Genomic DNA, 18179 nt, shown 5'->3' on the forward strand with positions numbered 1-18179 from the left:
GAGGCGGTTTTTTATATGAAACCAGTACGAATTGGAATCGGAGGTCCCGTCGGATCGGGCAAAACATCGCTTGTCGACGCACTAACTCGAGCAATGCATGAAAACTATAACATTGCAGTCATTACAAATGATATATACACACGCGAAGATGCCCAATTCCTAATGAATCACGGGGTGTTGGAAGAAAACAGGATTCTTGGAGTAGAGACAGGCGGATGCCCGCATACCGCAATCCGCGAAGACGCTTCCATGAACTTCGCAGCAATCGATGAATTGAAAGAACGCTTCAACGATCTCGATATCGTTTTCGTCGAAAGTGGCGGGGATAACCTTTCAGCTACATTCAGCCCTGAGCTTGTCGACGGATATATCTACGTAATCGATGTCGCGGAAGGACAGGATATTCCAAGAAAAGGCGGTCCTGCGTTAACAAGATCCGATCTTTTATTGGTCAATAAAACTGACCTCGCACCGCATGTTGGCGTCGATCTTGAACAGTACGAAAGTGATGTGAAGAAGATGCGAGGCGGCCGCCCTTATGTCCTTGCGGATGTCCGCACACGGAAAAACGTCGACAAAATCGTCGAATGGATCAAACGGAATATGCTGCTTGAAGGCGCGGGCGCGACAAGTGCTGGTGAGTAAAGTGGCTCGAAGACACCATAACGGCAAGCTGAAATTGGTGTTTGAGCCAAGGAGAGGTTACACAAGGATGCCGCATGTATTCCAGCAACCACCGCTAAAGGCGAGCCGTGAACTGTATGAAGGGGACAATCCGATGGCGACGGTATATGTGATGGAGTCTTCGGGTGGCATGGTGGCTGGCGATCGGAATGATATTTCGATAAAACTATTGCCGGGAAGCAAGGTAAGAATCATCCAGCAATCGGCGTTGAAGGTGTACAGGTCACATACAGGAGAAACTTGTGTGCAATCTATTGATGCGGAGCTTGAAGAGGACGCGCGACTTGAATGGATGCCTGAAGTGATCATTCCGTTTGCGGATGCGAAATTCAAAATGGAAACGACGATCCGTCTTGCGAAAAATGCCACACTGCTATGGGGTGAAATCATCGCGCCTGGCAGGGAGATGAGAGGCGAAGTTTTCGATTTCTCGTCATTGAAGTCAATGTTAAGAATTTACGTTGAAGATGAGCTAATTGCTTTCGACAGTCTTCATTTCATTCCCGAGAATATGAAACTTCAAGATCTTGGAATGCTTGAAGATGCGTTGTATGTCGGCTCCATCTGGCTCGTATCGAAAAAAGCAGATTGTCTCGATCTACGGGCAATCCAGGAGGCATTGAATGTTGGAGACGGCTTACGCGCTGGAGTGACAAGGCTTGCGGGAAATGCGGTCCATTGCAGATTCCTTGGTGTCAATCAATGGAGGCTCCAGCAGGAGATGAAGCGCGTCTATACCGAGCTCTCTGCGCTCATTTAAAGGATGGAGGAAACTATGAAAAAACAAATAAGTATGATAGCCCTCATCTCGCTGATCCTGCTGTTAGTCCTAACAGGTTGCGGAAAAGGTAACGAGCACGCGGTTGGCGGCAAGAAAGAAAACAGTCTTATCTATGCATCCGAAGCTGAGTTTGATGGTTTGAATCCGATTCTTGAGGAGACGAATTTGGATGCTCTCCTCTTCCGGGGGCTGTTCCGTTTTGATGAAAACAATGAACCGAAAGCCGATATTGCAGATTCCTATACCATATCGGATGATAAATTGACTTATACATTCAAGCTTAAGCAGGATATTCGTTTTCACGACGACGAGCCGCTGACTGCGGATGATGTGATTTTTACGATCGAAAGTATTTTGGATGATAAAAACGCTTCATTTTTGAAATCGGATTTTACTGAAGTGGCATCAATGAAAAAGCTGAATGATTACGAGTTTGAATTGAAGCTGAAACACCCGTTCACACCAATTCTTGATAAGCTGACGGTACCCATTTTGCCAAAGCATGCGTTTCAGGGTGTTGATATGAGGACCGCTGAGTTCAACAGCCATCCGATTGGCGCAGGACCTTATCAGTTCGACAAATGGGACCGAGGCAATAGCTTGATGCTGAAGGCATACAACCAGTTTTATGGCACAAAGCCGACCATCGAGAAAGTCATCTTCAAATTCATCCCTGACAGCAATGTCCGGGCTTTGCAACTCGCTTCGGGTGAAGTCGATATTGCTCTGCTTGACCCAGTGCAAGTAGGTGAGCTTGAAAAGCGAGATCATATTAAAATTTATAATGTTGATACCGCGGATTACCGCGGAATCCTTTTCAATATGCAAAACGAGCTTTGGCAAGATGTGCGTGTTCGTCAGGCATTCAGTTTCGCCATTGATCGGGAACGAATCGTAAAAGGTATTTTGAAAGGATATGGAGAAGTAGCCTATTCACCGCTTCAAAAACATGATTTTCATTATGAAGAAATTGAAAAATATAGTTTTGACCAAGCACGTGCAGAAGCTTTGTTGGATGAGGCAGGTTGGGAAAAGTCTACCAATGGATTCCGTTATAAGGACGGCCAAAAACTGAGCTTCACAATTACAGCGCCTGCATCCGATTCAGTCCGTGTAAATATGGCGAATTATGTTGCTGAGGGCTATAAGTCAATTGGTGCGGATGTCGATGTGGCAGCACTTGACTGGAGTGCAATCACAATCGAAGAGACGGATGCATTCATGATTGGATGGGGTAGCCCGTACGATGCCGATCATCATACGTACGGCTTATTCCATTCATCTGAATCAAGTCTAACAAGCTCGGGCTATAACTTCGGAAACTATTCGAATAAAAAAGTAGATACCTATCTTGAAAAAGGTCGCTTATCTATGGACGAAGCAGAACGGAAGGAAAGCTATATGGCCTTCCAGAAAGAGCTTGCGGAAGACCCGGCATTCGCATTCATCGCTTATGTAAATGCAGTTTATGGCATTAACGGGAATATCGAAGGCGTGAAGGAGCGAACGCTCGGTCACCACGGTTCCGGTTTCCTGTGGAATGTCGAGGAGTGGAAGTGGAATGACCGTTAAATGGATTGGGAAGCGCATGATGTTGGGGATTTTAGTTCTCCTCATCGTGAGCTTCCTCTCTTTTTTCATCATGCATGCTGGACCAGGCAGCTCAGCAACAGCATATTACGGGGGCAATGCCCAAACATTGACTGCATCTGAGAAGGAGCGGATCAGTGAGGAGTTTGGGCTGGACCGTCCGTTGATCATACAATATGGGTCTTGGTTGAAAGAGACGATGAATGGGAATCTCGGTATGTCGGCTAAGGAGGGACGTCCTGTCGCATTGATTTTAGGTGAGCGTTTGCCGAATACGCTTCTCTTATTCGGAGTATCGATGTTTTTCATCATCATCGGATCGATTTGGCTCGGAATGGCTGCAGGAGTGAAGCCGGGATCGCTGTTAGATAGGGGGCTATCGATGTTCAGTATCGCATCCTCTTCAATCCCCCCTTTTTGGCTTGGAATTTTATTTATTTATTTATTTTCCGTTACGTTAGGCGTCTTGCCTTCTTCTGGGACGAGGAGTCTGATTGGGGACGGCGGCTTTTTCGATAAAATACGGCATCTAATCATGCCGGCATCCGTCATTGTGTTGACGCATGTCGGCCTGTATGCGCGCTTCCTCCAGGAGAGTGTAAAGACGGAGATCGAAAGCTATTATGTGATGACTGCAAGGGCGAACGGAGTAGATGAACGGGAAATCAGGATTGGAGTATTACGGAACGCTTTCATTCCCTATTTGAATTATCTTGGCATGACGATTCCTTCATTTTTTGGGGGTTCGGTCATTGTGGAAGCCCTTTTTGCATGGTCGGGCCTCGGGCAGTTGCTCATAAAATCCATCATGGTGAAGGATTATCCGCTGCTGATGGGCGGTATCATGCTGACATGTTTGATCGTCGTCATTACACTGTTCGTCATTGATGTTCTCATGTTCATGCTCGATCCAAAGCTTCGTAGAGGGGAGTTGGGCGGATGACACAGAGAAAAATGTTTGTTTTCTGGTGCTCACTTTTAGGCCTGATCGTTATTTTGACGCTATTTGCCGGTTCGTTTTCTTCCCATCCGGTGAATGAAATGGACATGGACGCTGTCTATTCTCCGCCAGGGGATGGTCATCTGTTAGGGACGGACCATCTTGGCAGGGATGTGTTTTCTCGTTTATTGGAAGGCGGAAAAGTAACATTGATAGTTGCCGGCTTATCGGTTCTGCTGTCATTCATCATCGGAGTCGTTTATGGTGGAATAAGTGGGTATGCCGGCGGGTGGACCGATAGTGTGATGATGAGGATTTTGGAAGCGCTCATTTCCATCCCTTCGCTTGTTTTGGTACTTGCTTTTCAGGCAATCATGCAAGGCGGGATGTGGGGAATGACATTCATCATTGGGGTGACGGGGTGGTTCACTACGGCGCGAATTGTCCGTTCTGAGTTCATCCGGCTGAAGGATACTGAGTACGTTAAAATGGCGAAAATGTTCGGTACGCCAGTATGGAGGATCATTACCGGGCATTTGCTGCGCAACAGTTTGCCGCCGTTGTTCGTCGTGACGATCTTCAATTTAGCGGGAGCTGTGTTTATCGAAGTGTCGCTAAGTTTCCTTGGAATCGGCATTCCTTCGGCAATTCCATCGTGGGGGAATATGCTGTACAATGCACAAAATGATTTATTGATCGGTGCATGGTGGATTGGTGTATTCCCTGGATTGCTGATCTTCTTGACGATACTTTCCATTAACTTCATCGGGGAAGCTTTGAAAGATCCAAGAAGGAGGCGGTTCCATGCTTGAGGTGAAAGGATTATCAGTTGAAATAAATGAAGTCCCTGTCGTAAAGGGTATTACCTTTTTAATTCCGAAAGGGAAAGTGACAGCGCTGATTGGTGAAAGTGGCAGTGGGAAAAGCATGACAGTCTCAGCATTGTTAGGTATGCTGCCCGCAAATTCGCGTGCCTATGGAGAAGTTCATTATAAGGATATGGACTTGTTGAAAGCGACTCCTGAAAAGATCTCAGCATTACGGAAAAATAAGTTCTTTGCGGTTTTTCAGGATGCATCAAATAGTTTCAATCCGAGTGTGAAGATGGAACGGCAGTTGTATGCATTCTCCGGGAAAAGGGTTGGCGATGATGAGGAGAAGTTTCAGGAGAAGATGCCGGAGATTTTAGAGAGGTTAAGCTTGTCTGTTGATATTATGGATCGATATCCGTTTGAGTTATCGGGTGGAATGTTGCAGCGTTGCATGGTTGCATGCGCATTCTATTTGGAGCCTGAATTATTGATAGCCGATGAACCGACTTCAGCACTCGATAAAGTCGTACAGAAGGAGTCCATAAAAACGCTACATCTGTTGAATGAAAGCGGGACAACAGTCCTTATCATCACCCATGACTTGGATGTTGTGGCGGCTGTGGCAGATGAAATGATTGTCATGCGGAAAGGCGAAGTCGTTGAGACAGGGGCTGTTGAAGATGTTTTGGCAAATCCAACACATGAATATACAAAACGTTTGCTGGACAGCCGATTTTAGGAAAGGGGGTGCCGGAAGTGCTTAAAATAGAAAATCTTTCAAAAAGCTATGGCAGAGGAAAACGAAAAAAGAACGTCCTTCATGATGTGAATCTGACAGTTGGTGAGGAAGAGATTGTTGGGATTGTCGGCGAAAGTGGCAGCGGGAAAAGCACACTATCCCGTCTGATCATGCGTTTAGAATCCGCAGATGAAGGAACGGTTTCATTTGCAACCGTAGATAATTTCTATGCTTCCTGTCAAATCGTCTTCCAAAATGCATCTGCCGCTATGAATCCGTCCTGGACGGTTCGCGATATTTTAAAGGAGCCGCTTCGCAAGATGAAAGGTGATCGAGACGCCCATATCCGCGAAATGCTTGAAAAAGTGAGTTTGGAAGAAAAGCATTTGGACCGGCGCCCTTCGGAACTAAGCGGTGGGGAGCGTCAACGAGTGAATCTCCTTCGCTCAATCCTTGTCGAACCGAAGCTACTTGTTTGCGATGAAATTGTATCCAATTTGGATCGTTTGATACAGAAGGAAATTGTTGAATTGATACAGCGGCTTAACCGGGAGACGGGAATGGCGATTCTGTTCATCTCCCACGACCTCGATGTCGTGGAACATCTGTGTAACCGAGTTTATGTGATGAAGAGCGGAAGGATTGTTGAGGAGGGCGTGAAACGGGACGGTAGGTTTTCATTTGAACACCCGTATTCCCTTTTGCTATTTGAGTGAACTTGTTCAACCATTTCGATAGTGGGTATACTAAGAGAGTATTAAAAGGGAGATGACAGTAATGGAACAACGGCCGATGAGCCACTCACGTACAATCGTTACGAAGCTTGTACTACCGCCTGACACAAACCATATGCAGACGATTTTTGGTGGAAAGGTGCTGGCATACATAGATGAAATTGCCGCCATTGCGGCGATGAAACACTCCAACAAGCGTGCTGCTGTCACTGCATCCATCGATTCGGTCGACTTTCTGTCGTCTGCCAAAGTCGGCGATGTACTTGAACTGGAAGCGGTCGTCAGTTCGACGGGCCGTACGTCGATGGAGGTTTTCGTAACGGTGCATTCAAGGGATTTGGTTACGGGTGCGACCAAGTTGACGACAGAGTCATTTCTGACGATGGTCGCAATGGATGAAAACAATAAACCGACAGCGGTTCCTGGCATCTATCCGGAAACCGAAGCCGAAAAACGATTATTCGACACAGGTCCAGCACGTAGAGACCACCGGAGATTACGTAGGGAAATTATACATTGATAGAAGTCGCCTTTTATGGCGGCTTTTTTGATTGAAACCTCCAACGATATTTTCCGTATATAAGGAAAGGAGTGAGTGTGATGAGGGCGGATATTCAAGAACGGCAAATGGAACTGACGATGCTGCGGAATGAACGGAACCGGGTGAAAAGACGTCTTGATGGGGCGGAGGCGCAATATAAGGAAGCGGTTCAGTTGCGTGATCGGTTGCACAGGCAACTATCAAAGGAGCAACAGGATGTCGTGAAGCTTGGGAAATTCTCGTTTGCGAATAAACTAAAAGAGTGGACAGGCAAATGGGATATGCAGATGGAAAAGGAAATCAATGAAGTCGTGGAGGCCGAACTGAAATACAATGAGGCGGAAAAGACAGTTACGGATTTGGAAGCGGAAGTGAGCCGACTCCGTGAACAGATGAAACGGGAGGATTTTCTTTATATCGACGAGGATTGGTCGGACTTCTTAAAAGAGAAAGAGGCATGGATAAGGCAAAACGATTCGGTGGCAAACGGTACTTTGCAAAGAATCGCAGATGATCGAGTACGTGTCAGGTCATTGATAAGGGAAATCGACGAGGCATACGAAGCGGGCGACAAGGCGATGCGGACACTTGACGCTGCGCTTGATAAGCTTGGAAATGCTGAAGGGTTGTCGATGTGGGATACGTTTTTAGGCGGTGGCCTGATCGTTTCAGCTATGAAGTATTCGGAAATGAACAGCTCCGATGATCTCGTACACCGTGCTCAACGCGCCCTTCGGCATTACGAAACTGAATTAATGGATGTACAAAATGTCGCTTCTGAATCTTTCAAAGTGAATCATAATGACTTTTTCACATTTACGGATATCTTCTTCGATAATATTTTCTCCGACTGGGCGGTGCATTCGCGGATAACAGACGCGAAGGGCAAGTTGAATGGCGTGCTTCAAGACGTCCGCCGTGTGCAGGACCAACTGCGAAGGAAACGTGATGAAGCTATGGAAGAATTGAAGCGACTTGACCAGCAGGAGAAGGATATTATTGTGTCTTAGTCAAACTCCAAAAACTCAATCCGATTGCCAAATGGATCTTGTGTGAAGAAGCGGGCCCGGCCTGCGATCGGTGGTTCTTCAGTGATGGGGAAGTCTGCCGCAATTAGACGGGATTTCAATTGTTCAAGCGCATGTACGGTGAATCCGGGATGCGCTTTTTTTGCTGGTGTGAAATCTGCTTCGACACCGATATGGACTTCTTGTGTACCGCATTGGAACCAGCATCCACCGCGTGCTTGCAAGTTTTCTGGTTTCGGGATTTCTTTCATTCCAAGTAGCTCACCGTAAAATTTGCGTGCTTGTTCTTCGGAATTCGGTGGTGCTGCGATTTGGATATGGTCGATGCCAATGAGAAATTGAGTCATATGAATCTCTCCTTTGCTCTTGTTAACTTCAGTGTAGATGAGTTTATCAAGAGAAGCTATGACGGGAAATGAAACGATATGTATAAGGGTTGCTTATGGATAATTGGCTTCGCGATAAGTCCCGCGGAGAATGTCATCTTGGCACCCTTTTTTTGTCGTGCCAAATGTTTTTGAGCAACTAAAAAAGCTCTTTTATTGAATGGGTGAATAGTCCCTAAATGACAATATATCTCGGGAAATGATCGATATAAATTGGGAAATAATCGATAAACCATATCAATTGATCGATAAGTTCCGGGAAATAATCGATAAAACCTGGGAAATGATCGATAACTTTTTCCGGTTGGAAGAAATAGGACTTTTAAATTAATCTTCACGAAATAGTCAAATTCCTTTGCAATGCTGCATAAGTTAGTGTACTATGTAACTAATACACCGATACAGGAGGGGTAGATGGTGAAGCAATGGAATGGTTTATTGCAGAAGGAATGGGTGCAGTGGAGGGTACAGATAATCGTTTTGGTCCTTCTGATGCTCACGGGATTGTTCGTTTTCCCGACATTTGCAAAGGTATTAACAGCGGGGGAAGTTCCCGTATTTGAAATTACGATGATCATTAGTTTCGTGGCGGCGGGTGCCTGTGTTTTTGTCCCGGTCATTGCATTCGCAACGATGTTTAACAAAGAAATGAAAAGGCCGGATCTATGGCTTCATTCGACAGCGTCCACGTCCAAACTAATTGGGGTGAAGCTGTTCATGGCAGCGGTAATGGGATTTGCCTATTTACTCGTCCCAGTAGTGGTCGTTGCAATCCGCTATCTATTCACATCACATCCGGAGGTGATGTTCAGTGAGTTGCTGTTCGTAGGCGTCCTGTTAATAAGCGCCGTTTTTTTAGCGTCTATCCAGTTTATGGTTTATGGCTTTTTCTTTATCGTCATCGATCAACTGCTAAAACCTTTTCTTAAAGGGTTTTCGATTATCATCACTATAGTCTTATTTATCATTTCAGCGCGAATTTATGGCGAGGTCATGAACTCCGTTTTTTATGAACGGTTCATAAAGATAGGGCGCTTTGATTTGTTAAGTATCAAAAGTTCTAATATTCATATCCAATATGAAAACTTTGCCTTTAGTAATACCGTTTTGTACTTCGGTGAAATTGCCTTCGCTATTTTCTTTACAGTCGGTCTACTTTACCTCGCTATCACCTTATTTGAAAAGAGGGTGAGGCTATGACGGGTTGGAATGGTTTATTACGCAAAGAATGGATGCTGATGAGATATACGTTCATTGCTTTTATCGTGGTCTTTGTCGTGATTGCCGTATCAAGTTTCGCACCCCTTGCGGTCGGAGGCATATTTGATCTTGTAGAAATTACTAATATGTTCTCGTATTTGCAAATGTATTTTGGGGCGCTGCTTTTCATCCATAGTCTTCATACGGATATGAAGCAGCCTGATATATGGCTACATTCTCCAGCTTCAATAACACAGCTTTTGGCCTCCAAGATGCTGATGGCCTTACTATTAGTCGGTGTGTCTAACCTGATTTGGAGCGGCATAGGGGTTGTCGCCTATTTCATCGGCGGATTTGAAGGGGTCATCCCTGGATGGCCGAACTTGCTAAAAGTATTCCTTACTGCCACTTTTGCGATTTCAGCAAGTTTGCCGATATGGGTGATCTACAGGCTTTTGTCATTGAAGATTGGCTGGTTGGCGGTAATTGTTGTGATTATATTTTTCACCTTGGTATCAATGGTATGGGGAATCATAGAGGTAATATGGGGAGAAATTGGACCTGACATAGGTTCACTCGTATACATCCTCGTTTCATTCGTATTATTTGCAGGCGGAGCAATTTTGCTTGAGAAGAAAGTGAGGTACTAACGATGAGCATTGATTTTTTACCGGATAAGCCGATTTACCAGCAGCTCATCGACCGGATTTTGGGGGATATTATGCGCGGAACGCTTGCAACGGGAGAAAAGTTACCGTCCGTCCGTGAATACGCGGTTGAAGTCGGCGTGAATGCGAATACGATGCAGCGCGTTTACAAGGAGTTGGAGCAGATGGAGATCACTGAGACAAGAAGGGGGCAGGGATCGTTCGTGACGGAGAATCAGGAAAAGATTACAGCACTTCGCAATGAAATGAAGGAGCAACTCGTGACGGCTTTCCTTCAAAGCGTGGCAGCATTCGGATTTACGACTGAGGAGATTGTAAAGTGTCTGCAGGAACGGGGTGGCGAAAATGATTGAGTTAAAACATATCGTGAAGAAATATGGCAGTAAAAGGGCGCTACAGGATGTGACATTATCGATTCCGAAGGGGAAAGTGATTGGACTTGTCGGTGAAAACGGGAGTGGGAAATCGACATTATTGAAGATGATGGCGGGTTTATCGACACCGAATAGCGGGAGCGCGTCGTTTGACGGGAAGCCGATTACACGAAGGGTTGCTTCCAGAATCGCGTATATGTCCGATACGGATGATTTCTATACGTACTTCACAGTTCAGCAGCTGATTGACTTCTACGAATCGCAATTCAAGGATTTTGATGTGCTCAAAGCGAAGGAGATTGTGCAATTCCTGAATGTGTCGCTTAATTCGAAAATAAAAAGCTTGTCCAAAGGGAATCGAGGGCGGGTGAAAATTGCGGTGACGCTTGCACGTGAAGCGGATGTTTATCTGTTAGATGAACCGTTTTCCGGACTTGACCCTATGGTGCGGGACGATATTGCAAAAGGACTAATCCGTTTTACAGATCCGGAATGGCAGACGGTTATAATGTCAACGCATGAAATCCGGGAAGTCGAGCCGCTTTTGGATGATATCATAGTCATGAGGGGCGGAGTTATCATCGCACATGAAGCTGTTGATGAAATCCGTGATTTCTATGGGGTGGATGCAACAAGCTGGATGGTATCGCTGTTCAAAGATGGGAATAGGGAGGGGATTTCAAAATGAAACCAGTAGTGGAATTAAAGAACTTATCTAAAACGATAGGAAGCAAGAAAATCATCGACAATCTGAATTTGTCGCTGTATCCGGGGACAATTACAGGTTTTCTTGGTCCGAATGGTGCAGGGAAAACAACGACAATCCGAATGATGGTCGGTCTGATGAAACAGACGGGTGGCGATGTCGTCATTGATGGAGTATCGTTGCGAGATAATTTCGAGGAAGGCCTTTCGAAGGTCGGTGTCATCGTTGAAAATCCGGAAATGTATAAGTTCATGTCCGGGTATAAGAATTTAGTACACTTCGCGCGCATGCATAAAAACGTGACGAAGGAGAGAATTGATGAGGTCATCCGACAAGTCGGGATGCAAAATAGGATTCATGAAAAAGTAGGGACGTATTCACTTGGGATGCGTCAGCGGCTTGGTTTAGCTCAGGCGCTATTACATCGGCCGAAGTTCTTGATATTGGATGAACCGACGAACGGTCTCGATCCGGCGGGCATCAGGGAGTTCCGTACGTATTTGCGCCAAATCGCGGAAACGGAAGGGGTTGCCGTTTTTGTTTCAAGCCATATGCTGTCAGAAATCGAGTTGATGTGCGATCGGATCGCTGTTATTCAAAACGGGAAGTTGGTCGACATCCGTGAAATGTCGGAGACGCGGGAATCGTTCTATTATATAGAAGCAACTCCTGTGGAGAAGGCGAAGCAACTGCTTTTAGATGAAGGTTTGACGGTGGATGATTTTAATAATGGGTTGATTGTGAATGTGGAACAACAGCAAATTCCGGGAATAATGCGGTCATTCATTGCCGAAGGACTGGAAGTGTTCGCGGTGCAGCCGCATAAGAAAACGTTGGAAGATGAGTTCTTGGAAATGACAGGAGGTGGCCAGATTGCTGAAACTTATGCAAAATGAATGGATGAAACTGTGGAATAAAAAAAGTACGTGGGTATTGGTTGCGATAATGGTTGTGCTGACTGCAGGTATGACGGCATTGATGAAATACATTAGCACCCAAAATATGGGCGGAAATTTTACGAGGGAAAGCATGATTGGGGATCCGTCTTCACTTGGCGGGACCGTGTTATTGTTGACAGTCATCGTGGCGGCGGGCATTGTCGCATCCGAGTTTTCACAAGGGACTATCAAGATGCTACTAACAAGACCCGTGAAACGGTGGAAAATCCTGACGTCGAAATTTATAACAGTGAATTTGTTCGGCATTTTTCTAATGGTGATTGGTTATATAGTATATGTCCTGTTGGCGTTAATCTTGTTTAAATCGGGGACGGATCAAGGACTTTCAGAAGTATGGGGGAAAAGCTTGTACATGTTAGTGTTGTCATTCGGTAGCGTATTTGTTACAGCGACATTCGCATTTGCAGTCGGTAGTGTTTTCCGATCAAGCTCTCTGGCAATCGGACTTTCTCTATTCATCTATTTCACAGGGACTACAATATCCGCGTTGCTATCGAAATATGAAATCGCTAAATACTTGCTGTTCACGCATATGGATTTGACGCAGTTTGAAACTGGGATGATGTTGGTTGAGGATATGACGATGCCATTTTCACTTGCGGTATTGGCGGTTTATATCGTTGTGTTTTTGGTGGTTAGCTATACAAGCTTTGTAAAGCGTGATGTGACCGCTTAAAGAAAAGCACTCCATGGTGGGGTGCTTTTTTTGTAAGAAAAAAGCACCTCAACAATCACTTGTGATTGTTGAAAGTGCTGATAAGACCAAATGACGTTCCAAGGATGACAAATGCAAACAATGTATACATGATGTATAGGAACCACATGAAGACTTCACTCCTTTTAAGCTAATCCTATAGACCATTGTAGCATTAGTGTGCGGGGGAGGCAACGGGCGACACGGCTTTGCCATAGTTTAGTGTGAGGGGGAGGAAGGTCCCGATTTGGTGATATATTGAGTTATTCAATAGATAAAGCCTATGATTCAATTGATATGTGGAAGTATTCAATAGATAAACCCAGCTATTCGATAGATATACTTGAATATCTGTGAGAAAGTTTCACTGGGGTGGAACCCTTATGGAAAAAGCATTTCCAACATGCTAAAGTAATTGGTGGAGGTGGTATATATTGATAATTAAAAAGAAATCAAATTCATTTAAACTTATGGGTTTAGAAAGGCTGCTGCAACGATTACCCAATCATCATTCCCGCTATTCAAGTATTGAAAATGCTATTAGAGCAACCCGGGCAGGTGAAAATGGAGAAAGGATATTAGCGGATGTTTTTCAGAAGTACGAGTTCCCGTTCAAACACTTTATATTTCACGATTTAAATTTAAGGTCAACTGGGCAGTTTCAAATAGACACACTATTTCTTTGTAAGCAAGGGCTGATTATTTTTGAGATGAAAAACATTGCGGGGCGAATTAGTTTTCCAACCGATCAAAATCAAATTGTTCGTACCTTAGACAATGGACAAATTGATTCGTTTGAATGTCCATCCATTCAGCTTAGTCGCAATCAAATTTTGCTGGAAGATTGGTTACATGCTCGAAGTATGTCGATATCGATTTATACGGCAGTGGTTTTTCCTAGACCACAGCAACGTATTGAAAACAACCGTACCAACTTAACGATTTTATTCCCCCTTGAAATACCTGTATTCCTTCGAAACATCGTAGAACAACCCCCAACTCTCGATGATCATCAACTTAGAAACATTGCAACTACTTTGATGGAAAGCCATCGTGATTATAACCCTTTTCCTTTATCATCCAATTACAACATTTCACCTTCCGAAATAAAAAAAGGCGTCCGCTGTGTACGCTGCGGTCAATTTGGCATGCAATCCATTCACAAAGGATGGGGATGCAACCGATGCGGCCATACTGATTCGCACGGACATTTACAAGGAATGTTGGATTATATTATCTTGGTGAATAATCAGGTCACTAACAAAGAGTGTAGAAACTTTTTGCAACTCGAAAGTCATCAAAAAGCAAATAGGATTTTAAAACAATTGGAAATACCATCACAAGGAGAGAAGAAGGGAAGAGTTTATGTTGCTTCCTTGAAAGACATAGAATTATTGTCAAAACGCGCTACAGAGCATGAGCGAAAAGTCCTGAATTGGTGATATATTTATGTATTCGATGGATAAGAATCGTAATTCAATTGATATCTCGCTTGATTCAATAGATAAGTCCAAGGATTTGATAGATAATAACTATTTTTATGCTCTTGGATATGCTGAATATCCCTATTTTAAGTGTTATTGAAACTTACCACCTCAATCTGTCGTAAGACAACAAATAGGGAGGTGGTTACGATGAAGAATCTATTGGGTTTCATTATGGTAATGTTGCTAATCCTGTTCCCGCCTGCAACCGCGCATGCAAAGTCATTCACGGTGGACCGGGTGCAGATTAAAGGATGGGTGCAACCGGACGGGGAGATGTTGGTCAATGAGGTGTTCACCTATACATTCGATGGTTCGTTCTCAAGATTGACTCGTTCCTTTCCAGATGAGCATATTAGCCAGATTCGCGGATTCGAAGCGTATTTGATTCACGATGCACGCCCTGTTGTTGGTGAAATTGATGAATCAATCCTATCACAGGCGCAAACGTCATCGAAAGGCAGTACCTACTCGACTTCAGTTGAGGCTGAGAATGAAACGATATCAGTGCTGTACGTCTATCGGATGCTGAACGCAGTGAAATCATACGATACATATAGTGACCTAAACGTGACTTATTTCGAGGGCGGGGCAAATCACGATGAGGATATCAATAATATAAGCATTGACTATGTTTTGCCGGGCGATGTTGGCGATGTCAATATCCATGGATTTATTCTCGACCGTGAGGGCTTGGTGAATAAGGTGTATCGCAATGGAATTTCGTTTCATACGCCCAATTCGGCTGCGTACACAGTAACGGGGACCCGAGTATTTTTCCCTTCATCCATTATGACTGAGCAAAGCAAGTATGCCGCGCCGCTTCCTTTAATGGATGCAATCCAGCAGGAGCGTGATACGATTGCCGAAAAGGAATCGAGATGGTCCAATATCCCATCAGCAATAACGGCCGCAGATGGATTACGTATCGTATTTATTGTGTTAATTGGCCTAATTATCCTTCTGAGACAGCGGGTGATTCCTTTATTCGGAAGTACGGATCTCGTTTTACGGACCGATCCGATGTATTTGGCGCTTGTCGATCAAAATGGAAAGTTCAACAGGAAGAGTTTTTTATCAGGCCTGTTCTCACTTGTTGAAAAAGGTGTCGTCAAAGTGGAAATGACCGATTCGGCAATGCGGTTCAACGGCAAGAGCAGCGCGCCTGAGAAGACCCTTGTATTTCATTTACAACAATCAAGTCAAATAATGAAGAACTTATTGCCGCATGAACAGTATTTGGTCACCTGGTTATTCAAGGGCAGGGCTGGCCATCGGAAGTTCCATTTGCATGACATTGCAGGTCCTTCTATTAAAGGAGATAAAAAAGATCGCGTTCAAGTGCGAAAGCAAAATAAGTTTGTCGTGAACCATGAAGCATGGCATGACGACGTCCTTCGCCTCATGATAGAGGCGGGCGCGCTATCGACGATGCTCTCCAAAATTTTGAAGACGGCAATCATCTTCCTGCTCACAATTTTGATGATGTTCGGATTCTATGCGGACGGGGCAGGCGGATGGGGAATTGCATTTCCTGTCATTGTCGCAGGTATCGGGTATTATTTTTATATTGTAAACCCGGGTAAGAAATGGCCTGCCATCCTGTTGTTCATCGGCCTGTTTTTCGTTGGTGCTCAAACGGCAGACGCGATTGTCACCAATGCAACCCTTCAACTAATCATTGTCGGAGCGATCCTGTTCGCTGTCATTCCAAAGGCGTTGCCAAAATCTATAACTGCGCTTTTTACGAAGATGAGCATTGTGAAATTCCAGATGAAAACAAAGTGGAATGCCGAACCGCCTCATCATCTTCATCCGGAAGATATCGACCGTTGGATGATACGCGCATATTTGCTGAATCCATCAAAGAAACGGCTTCCGAAGTTGAAGGGAAGTGTACTGGATTCCTATCCATTGGCGCCGCTTTTTGCCTTGCAGGTGGATCCGCTTTATTTCGCCTATTCGACTTGGGGGCCTATGTCTATTAATCAAGGCAGCAGTTCTTCAAGTAGTGGTGGTTCTGATTACGGTGGAGGATACAGCGGTGGAGGCGGTGGTGGAGATGGCGGCGGCGGCGGGGCTGGCGCGGATTGAGTGGGAAATTCGAGTGAGTCAAAGGTCCTGAAAAGACGATAACTCTCATGAAGTGACCGATAAAATTGTGAACTTGACCGATAACTTGCGTAGAGTGACCGATAACTCTCCAAGAGTGACCGATAACCCGCGTAAAGTGACCGATAACTCCAATAGCAGCACCAACTCAAAAAAAACCGCTTCAGTCTCACATGGACTGAAGCGGTTTTTCATTCATTTCTTTTCTTCTTTCAATAAATCACGGATTTCCTTCAATAATTCCTCTTTTGCATCAATCGCAGGTGTTTCCTCTTTAACAGGTTCTTCTTTCCGTTTGAATTTCATCATAAGTCGTACGAAAAGGAAGATTGAGAAGGCGATTATTAGGAAATCAATGATGTTTTGTAAAAAGAGTCCGTACTTGATTTCTGTTTCTCCGAGTACGAGGTGAAGTTTTGACACATCCACTTTTCCTGTCAGCGCTACAAGGAGGGGGGTGATGATGTTTTCAACGAGGGACGACACGATTTTACCGAATGCACCACCGATGACGACTGCGATTGCCAGATCGAGAACATTCCCTTTGAATGCAAATTCCTTAAAGTCTTTCCACATTGTGATTACCAACTTTCTAATGTCTAAAATAGTACCGATTCGCATAGTATAAGAACAAATGTTTTTATTGGAGTTGAGAGCAATGAGACGGGAATTGATCAAACTATGCGACCGCCGGGATTTGGCTGATATGATCTATATGAGTGCGGACGGAGCGCTTACAAAAAGGCGCATTCGAATTTTATCAGTTGGTGACAATTCATTCAAGGCTTTTTGCTATTTACGCCGTGAAAAACGGACCTTCACAATTGACCGTGTCCTGTCGGTAAGACGTGTCATCAGCAGAGAATCATGGGTCATATGAATTCCTCCTCCGGGAACCACCGGTAGACAGTAAGATCCACCTTTCCGTTCCTCATGAATTCCACACCTTCACCTTCAAGCAACTCTCGTTGTAATCCGCCTTTTTCCTCACCATCAGTTGGGGTCGAGATTCCACCCTGAGCGTTAATGATCCGATGCCATGGCAACTCATATTTCGCGCTCATCGAATGCAGGATTCTTGAAATTTGCCTTGCGCCACGCGGATTTCCTGCTGCACTTGCTACTTGTCCATATGTCATGACGCGTCCCGCGGGAATTTCTTTAATGATTTTCACGGCGCGTTCTGTAAATGGTAACATACCATCCCTCCTATGAAACTATCCGACTCATTCAATCGTACAGTATGTAAAGAAAAATTTAAATTGGGAGGGATGGCCAGAGTGAAAAAAATATTCATCAAACAAAGTCTAATGGGCTATGCGATTAAAGTCGCCGGTGTCGTCGTGATGGTTTGGGGTGTCATCCAAGGAATTTTCACATTGGTGATGATGTCGCAAATGGGCGGTCATATGAATGAGTGGGGGGAGTGGCAGTATTCCAGCGGATTATCGGGAGCTGCATTGTTCGGATTTATCGGCATCATTGCAACACATTTCCTCTATGGATTGCTCATTATCGGATTCGGGGAAGTGATTGACTTACTACAGAGGATATATTTCAGATTGCATCCGGAGGCCGAGCAACAATGGGTGAAGGAGCAGGAGGAAAAAGAGGTTGTCCCTCCGAACTATTAGAAGTGATTTACGATAAACAACGAAAGACTTTTTCATTTTCAAGGTGGATGTGGGGGAGTGTATAGAATTCATAGAGGTAGGCGGTTTCGCACCTCGCGTATTATTGGAAGATG

Annotated in this window: 23 protein-coding genes; 19 read left to right on the forward strand and 4 right to left on the reverse strand. The window is 44.7% G+C overall.

Features of this window, described 5'->3' with window-relative positions:
- Nucleotides 1-15 precede the first annotated feature (15 nt).
- From ureG to ACFPZG_RS00830, 9 genes are all read left to right on the forward strand, one after another.
- Nucleotides 16-645: an urease accessory protein UreG gene (ureG, locus tag ACFPZG_RS00790; RefSeq protein WP_317940492.1), complete on the forward strand. Its 630-nt coding sequence runs from the start codon at nucleotides 16-18 to the stop codon at nucleotides 643-645.
- A complete protein-coding gene (locus ACFPZG_RS00795; protein WP_381426368.1) occupies nucleotides 638-1444 on the forward strand; it encodes an urease accessory protein UreD in 807 nt (268 codons plus the stop codon). Before ureG ends, ACFPZG_RS00795 begins: the two co-directional genes overlap by 8 nt.
- Nucleotides 1445-1459: 15 nt before the next feature.
- Nucleotides 1460-3037, forward strand: coding sequence for an ABC transporter substrate-binding protein (locus ACFPZG_RS00800; RefSeq protein WP_283733546.1), 1578 nt, complete (start codon nucleotides 1460-1462; stop codon nucleotides 3035-3037).
- Complete coding sequence (locus ACFPZG_RS00805; RefSeq protein ID WP_317940494.1) at nucleotides 3027-3998, forward strand: ABC transporter permease; 972 nt, start codon at nucleotides 3027-3029, stop codon at nucleotides 3996-3998. Before ACFPZG_RS00800 ends, ACFPZG_RS00805 begins: the two co-directional genes overlap by 11 nt.
- The gene (locus ACFPZG_RS00810; RefSeq protein WP_317940495.1) at nucleotides 3995-4807 is read left to right on the forward strand and encodes an ABC transporter permease; all 813 of its coding nucleotides are present in this window, start codon (nucleotides 3995-3997) and stop codon (nucleotides 4805-4807) included. The genes ACFPZG_RS00805 and ACFPZG_RS00810 overlap by 4 nt, the downstream gene beginning before the upstream one ends.
- The gene (locus ACFPZG_RS00815; RefSeq protein WP_283733549.1) at nucleotides 4800-5546 is read left to right on the forward strand and encodes an ATP-binding cassette domain-containing protein; all 747 of its coding nucleotides are present in this window, start codon (nucleotides 4800-4802) and stop codon (nucleotides 5544-5546) included. The genes ACFPZG_RS00810 and ACFPZG_RS00815 overlap by 8 nt, the downstream gene beginning before the upstream one ends.
- Before the next feature lie 17 nt (nucleotides 5547-5563).
- Nucleotides 5564-6262, forward strand: a complete 699-nt coding sequence (locus ACFPZG_RS00820; RefSeq protein ID WP_283733550.1) for an ABC transporter ATP-binding protein — start codon at nucleotides 5564-5566, stop codon at nucleotides 6260-6262.
- 61 nt (nucleotides 6263-6323) lie between these two features.
- Nucleotides 6324-6800 (forward strand): acyl-CoA thioesterase, encoded by a 477-nt coding sequence (locus ACFPZG_RS00825; protein ID WP_283733551.1) that lies wholly within the window; start codon nucleotides 6324-6326, stop codon nucleotides 6798-6800.
- A gap of 80 nt (nucleotides 6801-6880) precedes the next feature.
- The gene (locus tag ACFPZG_RS00830; RefSeq protein WP_283733552.1) at nucleotides 6881-7831 is read left to right on the forward strand and encodes a hypothetical protein; all 951 of its coding nucleotides are present in this window, start codon (nucleotides 6881-6883) and stop codon (nucleotides 7829-7831) included.
- Here the strand turns inward: ACFPZG_RS00830 and ACFPZG_RS00835 are convergent.
- Nucleotides 7828-8196, reverse strand: a complete 369-nt coding sequence (locus ACFPZG_RS00835) for a VOC family protein (RefSeq protein ID WP_283733553.1) — start codon at nucleotides 8194-8196, stop codon at nucleotides 7828-7830. The two genes, ACFPZG_RS00830 and ACFPZG_RS00835, sit on opposite strands and share 4 nt — an antisense overlap.
- Nucleotides 8197-8652: 456 nt before the next feature.
- Here ACFPZG_RS00835 and ACFPZG_RS00840 point away from each other — a divergent pair, with 456 nt between their 5' ends.
- From ACFPZG_RS00840 to ACFPZG_RS00875, 8 genes are all read left to right on the forward strand, one after another.
- Nucleotides 8653-9435: a hypothetical protein gene (locus tag ACFPZG_RS00840; protein ID WP_317940496.1), complete on the forward strand. Its 783-nt coding sequence runs from the start codon at nucleotides 8653-8655 to the stop codon at nucleotides 9433-9435.
- A complete protein-coding gene (locus ACFPZG_RS00845; RefSeq protein WP_283733555.1) occupies nucleotides 9432-10085 on the forward strand; it encodes a hypothetical protein in 654 nt (217 codons plus the stop codon). Before ACFPZG_RS00840 ends, ACFPZG_RS00845 begins: the two co-directional genes overlap by 4 nt.
- A 2-nt stretch (nucleotides 10086-10087) precedes the next feature.
- A complete protein-coding gene (locus ACFPZG_RS00850; protein WP_283733556.1) occupies nucleotides 10088-10456 on the forward strand; it encodes a GntR family transcriptional regulator in 369 nt (122 codons plus the stop codon).
- The gene (locus tag ACFPZG_RS00855) at nucleotides 10449-11165 is read left to right on the forward strand and encodes an ABC transporter ATP-binding protein (protein ID WP_283733557.1); all 717 of its coding nucleotides are present in this window, start codon (nucleotides 10449-10451) and stop codon (nucleotides 11163-11165) included. Before ACFPZG_RS00850 ends, ACFPZG_RS00855 begins: the two co-directional genes overlap by 8 nt.
- Entirely contained in the window at nucleotides 11162-12079 is a 918-nt protein-coding gene (locus ACFPZG_RS00860) for an ABC transporter ATP-binding protein (RefSeq protein WP_283733558.1), read from the forward strand. Before ACFPZG_RS00855 ends, ACFPZG_RS00860 begins: the two co-directional genes overlap by 4 nt.
- Complete coding sequence (locus tag ACFPZG_RS00865) at nucleotides 12048-12818, forward strand: ABC transporter permease (RefSeq protein ID WP_317940497.1); 771 nt, start codon at nucleotides 12048-12050, stop codon at nucleotides 12816-12818. Before ACFPZG_RS00860 ends, ACFPZG_RS00865 begins: the two co-directional genes overlap by 32 nt.
- A 452-nt stretch (nucleotides 12819-13270) precedes the next feature.
- Nucleotides 13271-14278: a nuclease-related domain-containing protein gene (locus ACFPZG_RS00870; RefSeq protein WP_317940498.1), complete on the forward strand. Its 1008-nt coding sequence runs from the start codon at nucleotides 13271-13273 to the stop codon at nucleotides 14276-14278.
- 192 nt (nucleotides 14279-14470) lie between these two features.
- Entirely contained in the window at nucleotides 14471-16414 is a 1944-nt protein-coding gene (locus ACFPZG_RS00875; protein WP_317940499.1) for a DUF2207 domain-containing protein, read from the forward strand.
- A 45-nt stretch (nucleotides 16415-16459) separates the two neighbouring features.
- Here ACFPZG_RS00875 and ACFPZG_RS00880 read toward each other — a convergent pair whose 3' ends face one another.
- On the reverse strand, nucleotides 16460-16627 hold the full coding sequence (locus tag ACFPZG_RS00880; protein ID WP_283733563.1) for a hypothetical protein: 168 nt from the start codon (nucleotides 16625-16627) through the stop codon (nucleotides 16460-16462).
- Nucleotides 16628-17008 carry a large conductance mechanosensitive channel protein MscL gene (mscL, locus tag ACFPZG_RS00885; RefSeq protein WP_317940500.1) on the reverse strand — a complete coding sequence of 127 codons (381 nt, stop codon included), beginning with the start codon at nucleotides 17006-17008 and terminating at the stop codon, nucleotides 16628-16630.
- 82 nt (nucleotides 17009-17090) lie between these two features.
- Between mscL and ACFPZG_RS00890 the strand changes: the two genes are divergently transcribed.
- Nucleotides 17091-17312, forward strand: a complete 222-nt coding sequence (locus tag ACFPZG_RS00890; RefSeq protein WP_283733564.1) for a transcriptional regulator — start codon at nucleotides 17091-17093, stop codon at nucleotides 17310-17312.
- Here ACFPZG_RS00890 and ACFPZG_RS00895 read toward each other — a convergent pair.
- Nucleotides 17305-17631: an MGMT family protein gene (locus tag ACFPZG_RS00895; protein WP_317940501.1), complete on the reverse strand. Its 327-nt coding sequence runs from the start codon at nucleotides 17629-17631 to the stop codon at nucleotides 17305-17307. The two genes, ACFPZG_RS00890 and ACFPZG_RS00895, sit on opposite strands and share 8 nt — an antisense overlap.
- 81 nt (nucleotides 17632-17712) lie before the next feature.
- Between ACFPZG_RS00895 and ACFPZG_RS00900 the strand changes: the two genes are divergently transcribed.
- Entirely contained in the window at nucleotides 17713-18066 is a 354-nt protein-coding gene (locus ACFPZG_RS00900) for a hypothetical protein (RefSeq protein ID WP_317940502.1), read from the forward strand.
- Nucleotides 18067-18179 lie beyond the last annotated feature (113 nt).

This window comes from Sporosarcina thermotolerans (assembly GCF_042658975.1).
In the GTDB taxonomy this organism is placed as follows: domain Bacteria; phylum Bacillota; class Bacilli; order Bacillales_A; family Planococcaceae; genus Sporosarcina; species Sporosarcina thermotolerans.

Coding starts and splice junctions, on each gene's coding strand:
- mscL (WP_317940500.1), bottom strand. CDS start 17,008: ATGTGGAAAGACTTTAAGGAATTTGCATTCAAAGGGAATGTTCTCGAT.
- ACFPZG_RS00890 (WP_283733564.1), top strand. CDS start 17,091: ATGAGACGGGAATTGATCAAACTATGCGACCGCCGGGATTTGGCTGAT.
- ACFPZG_RS00815 (WP_283733549.1), top strand. CDS start 4,800: ATGCTTGAGGTGAAAGGATTATCAGTTGAAATAAATGAAGTCCCTGTC.
- ACFPZG_RS00825 (WP_283733551.1), top strand. CDS start 6,324: ATGGAACAACGGCCGATGAGCCACTCACGTACAATCGTTACGAAGCTT.
- ureG (WP_317940492.1), top strand. CDS start 16: ATGAAACCAGTACGAATTGGAATCGGAGGTCCCGTCGGATCGGGCAAA.
- ACFPZG_RS00850 (WP_283733556.1), top strand. CDS start 10,088: ATGAGCATTGATTTTTTACCGGATAAGCCGATTTACCAGCAGCTCATC.
- ACFPZG_RS00835 (WP_283733553.1), bottom strand. CDS start 8,196: ATGACTCAATTTCTCATTGGCATCGACCATATCCAAATCGCAGCACCA.
- ACFPZG_RS00845 (WP_283733555.1), top strand. CDS start 9,432: ATGACGGGTTGGAATGGTTTATTACGCAAAGAATGGATGCTGATGAGA.
- ACFPZG_RS00800 (WP_283733546.1), top strand. CDS start 1,460: ATGAAAAAACAAATAAGTATGATAGCCCTCATCTCGCTGATCCTGCTG.
- ACFPZG_RS00860 (WP_283733558.1), top strand. CDS start 11,162: ATGAAACCAGTAGTGGAATTAAAGAACTTATCTAAAACGATAGGAAGC.
- ACFPZG_RS00875 (WP_317940499.1), top strand. CDS start 14,471: ATGAAGAATCTATTGGGTTTCATTATGGTAATGTTGCTAATCCTGTTC.
- ACFPZG_RS00855 (WP_283733557.1), top strand. CDS start 10,449: ATGATTGAGTTAAAACATATCGTGAAGAAATATGGCAGTAAAAGGGCG.
- ACFPZG_RS00880 (WP_283733563.1), bottom strand. CDS start 16,627: ATGAAAAACCGCTTCAGTCCATGTGAGACTGAAGCGGTTTTTTTTGAG.
- ACFPZG_RS00895 (WP_317940501.1), bottom strand. CDS start 17,631: ATGTTACCATTTACAGAACGCGCCGTGAAAATCATTAAAGAAATTCCC.
- ACFPZG_RS00830 (WP_283733552.1), top strand. CDS start 6,881: ATGAGGGCGGATATTCAAGAACGGCAAATGGAACTGACGATGCTGCGG.
- ACFPZG_RS00810 (WP_317940495.1), top strand. CDS start 3,995: ATGACACAGAGAAAAATGTTTGTTTTCTGGTGCTCACTTTTAGGCCTG.
- ACFPZG_RS00805 (WP_317940494.1), top strand. CDS start 3,027: ATGACCGTTAAATGGATTGGGAAGCGCATGATGTTGGGGATTTTAGTT.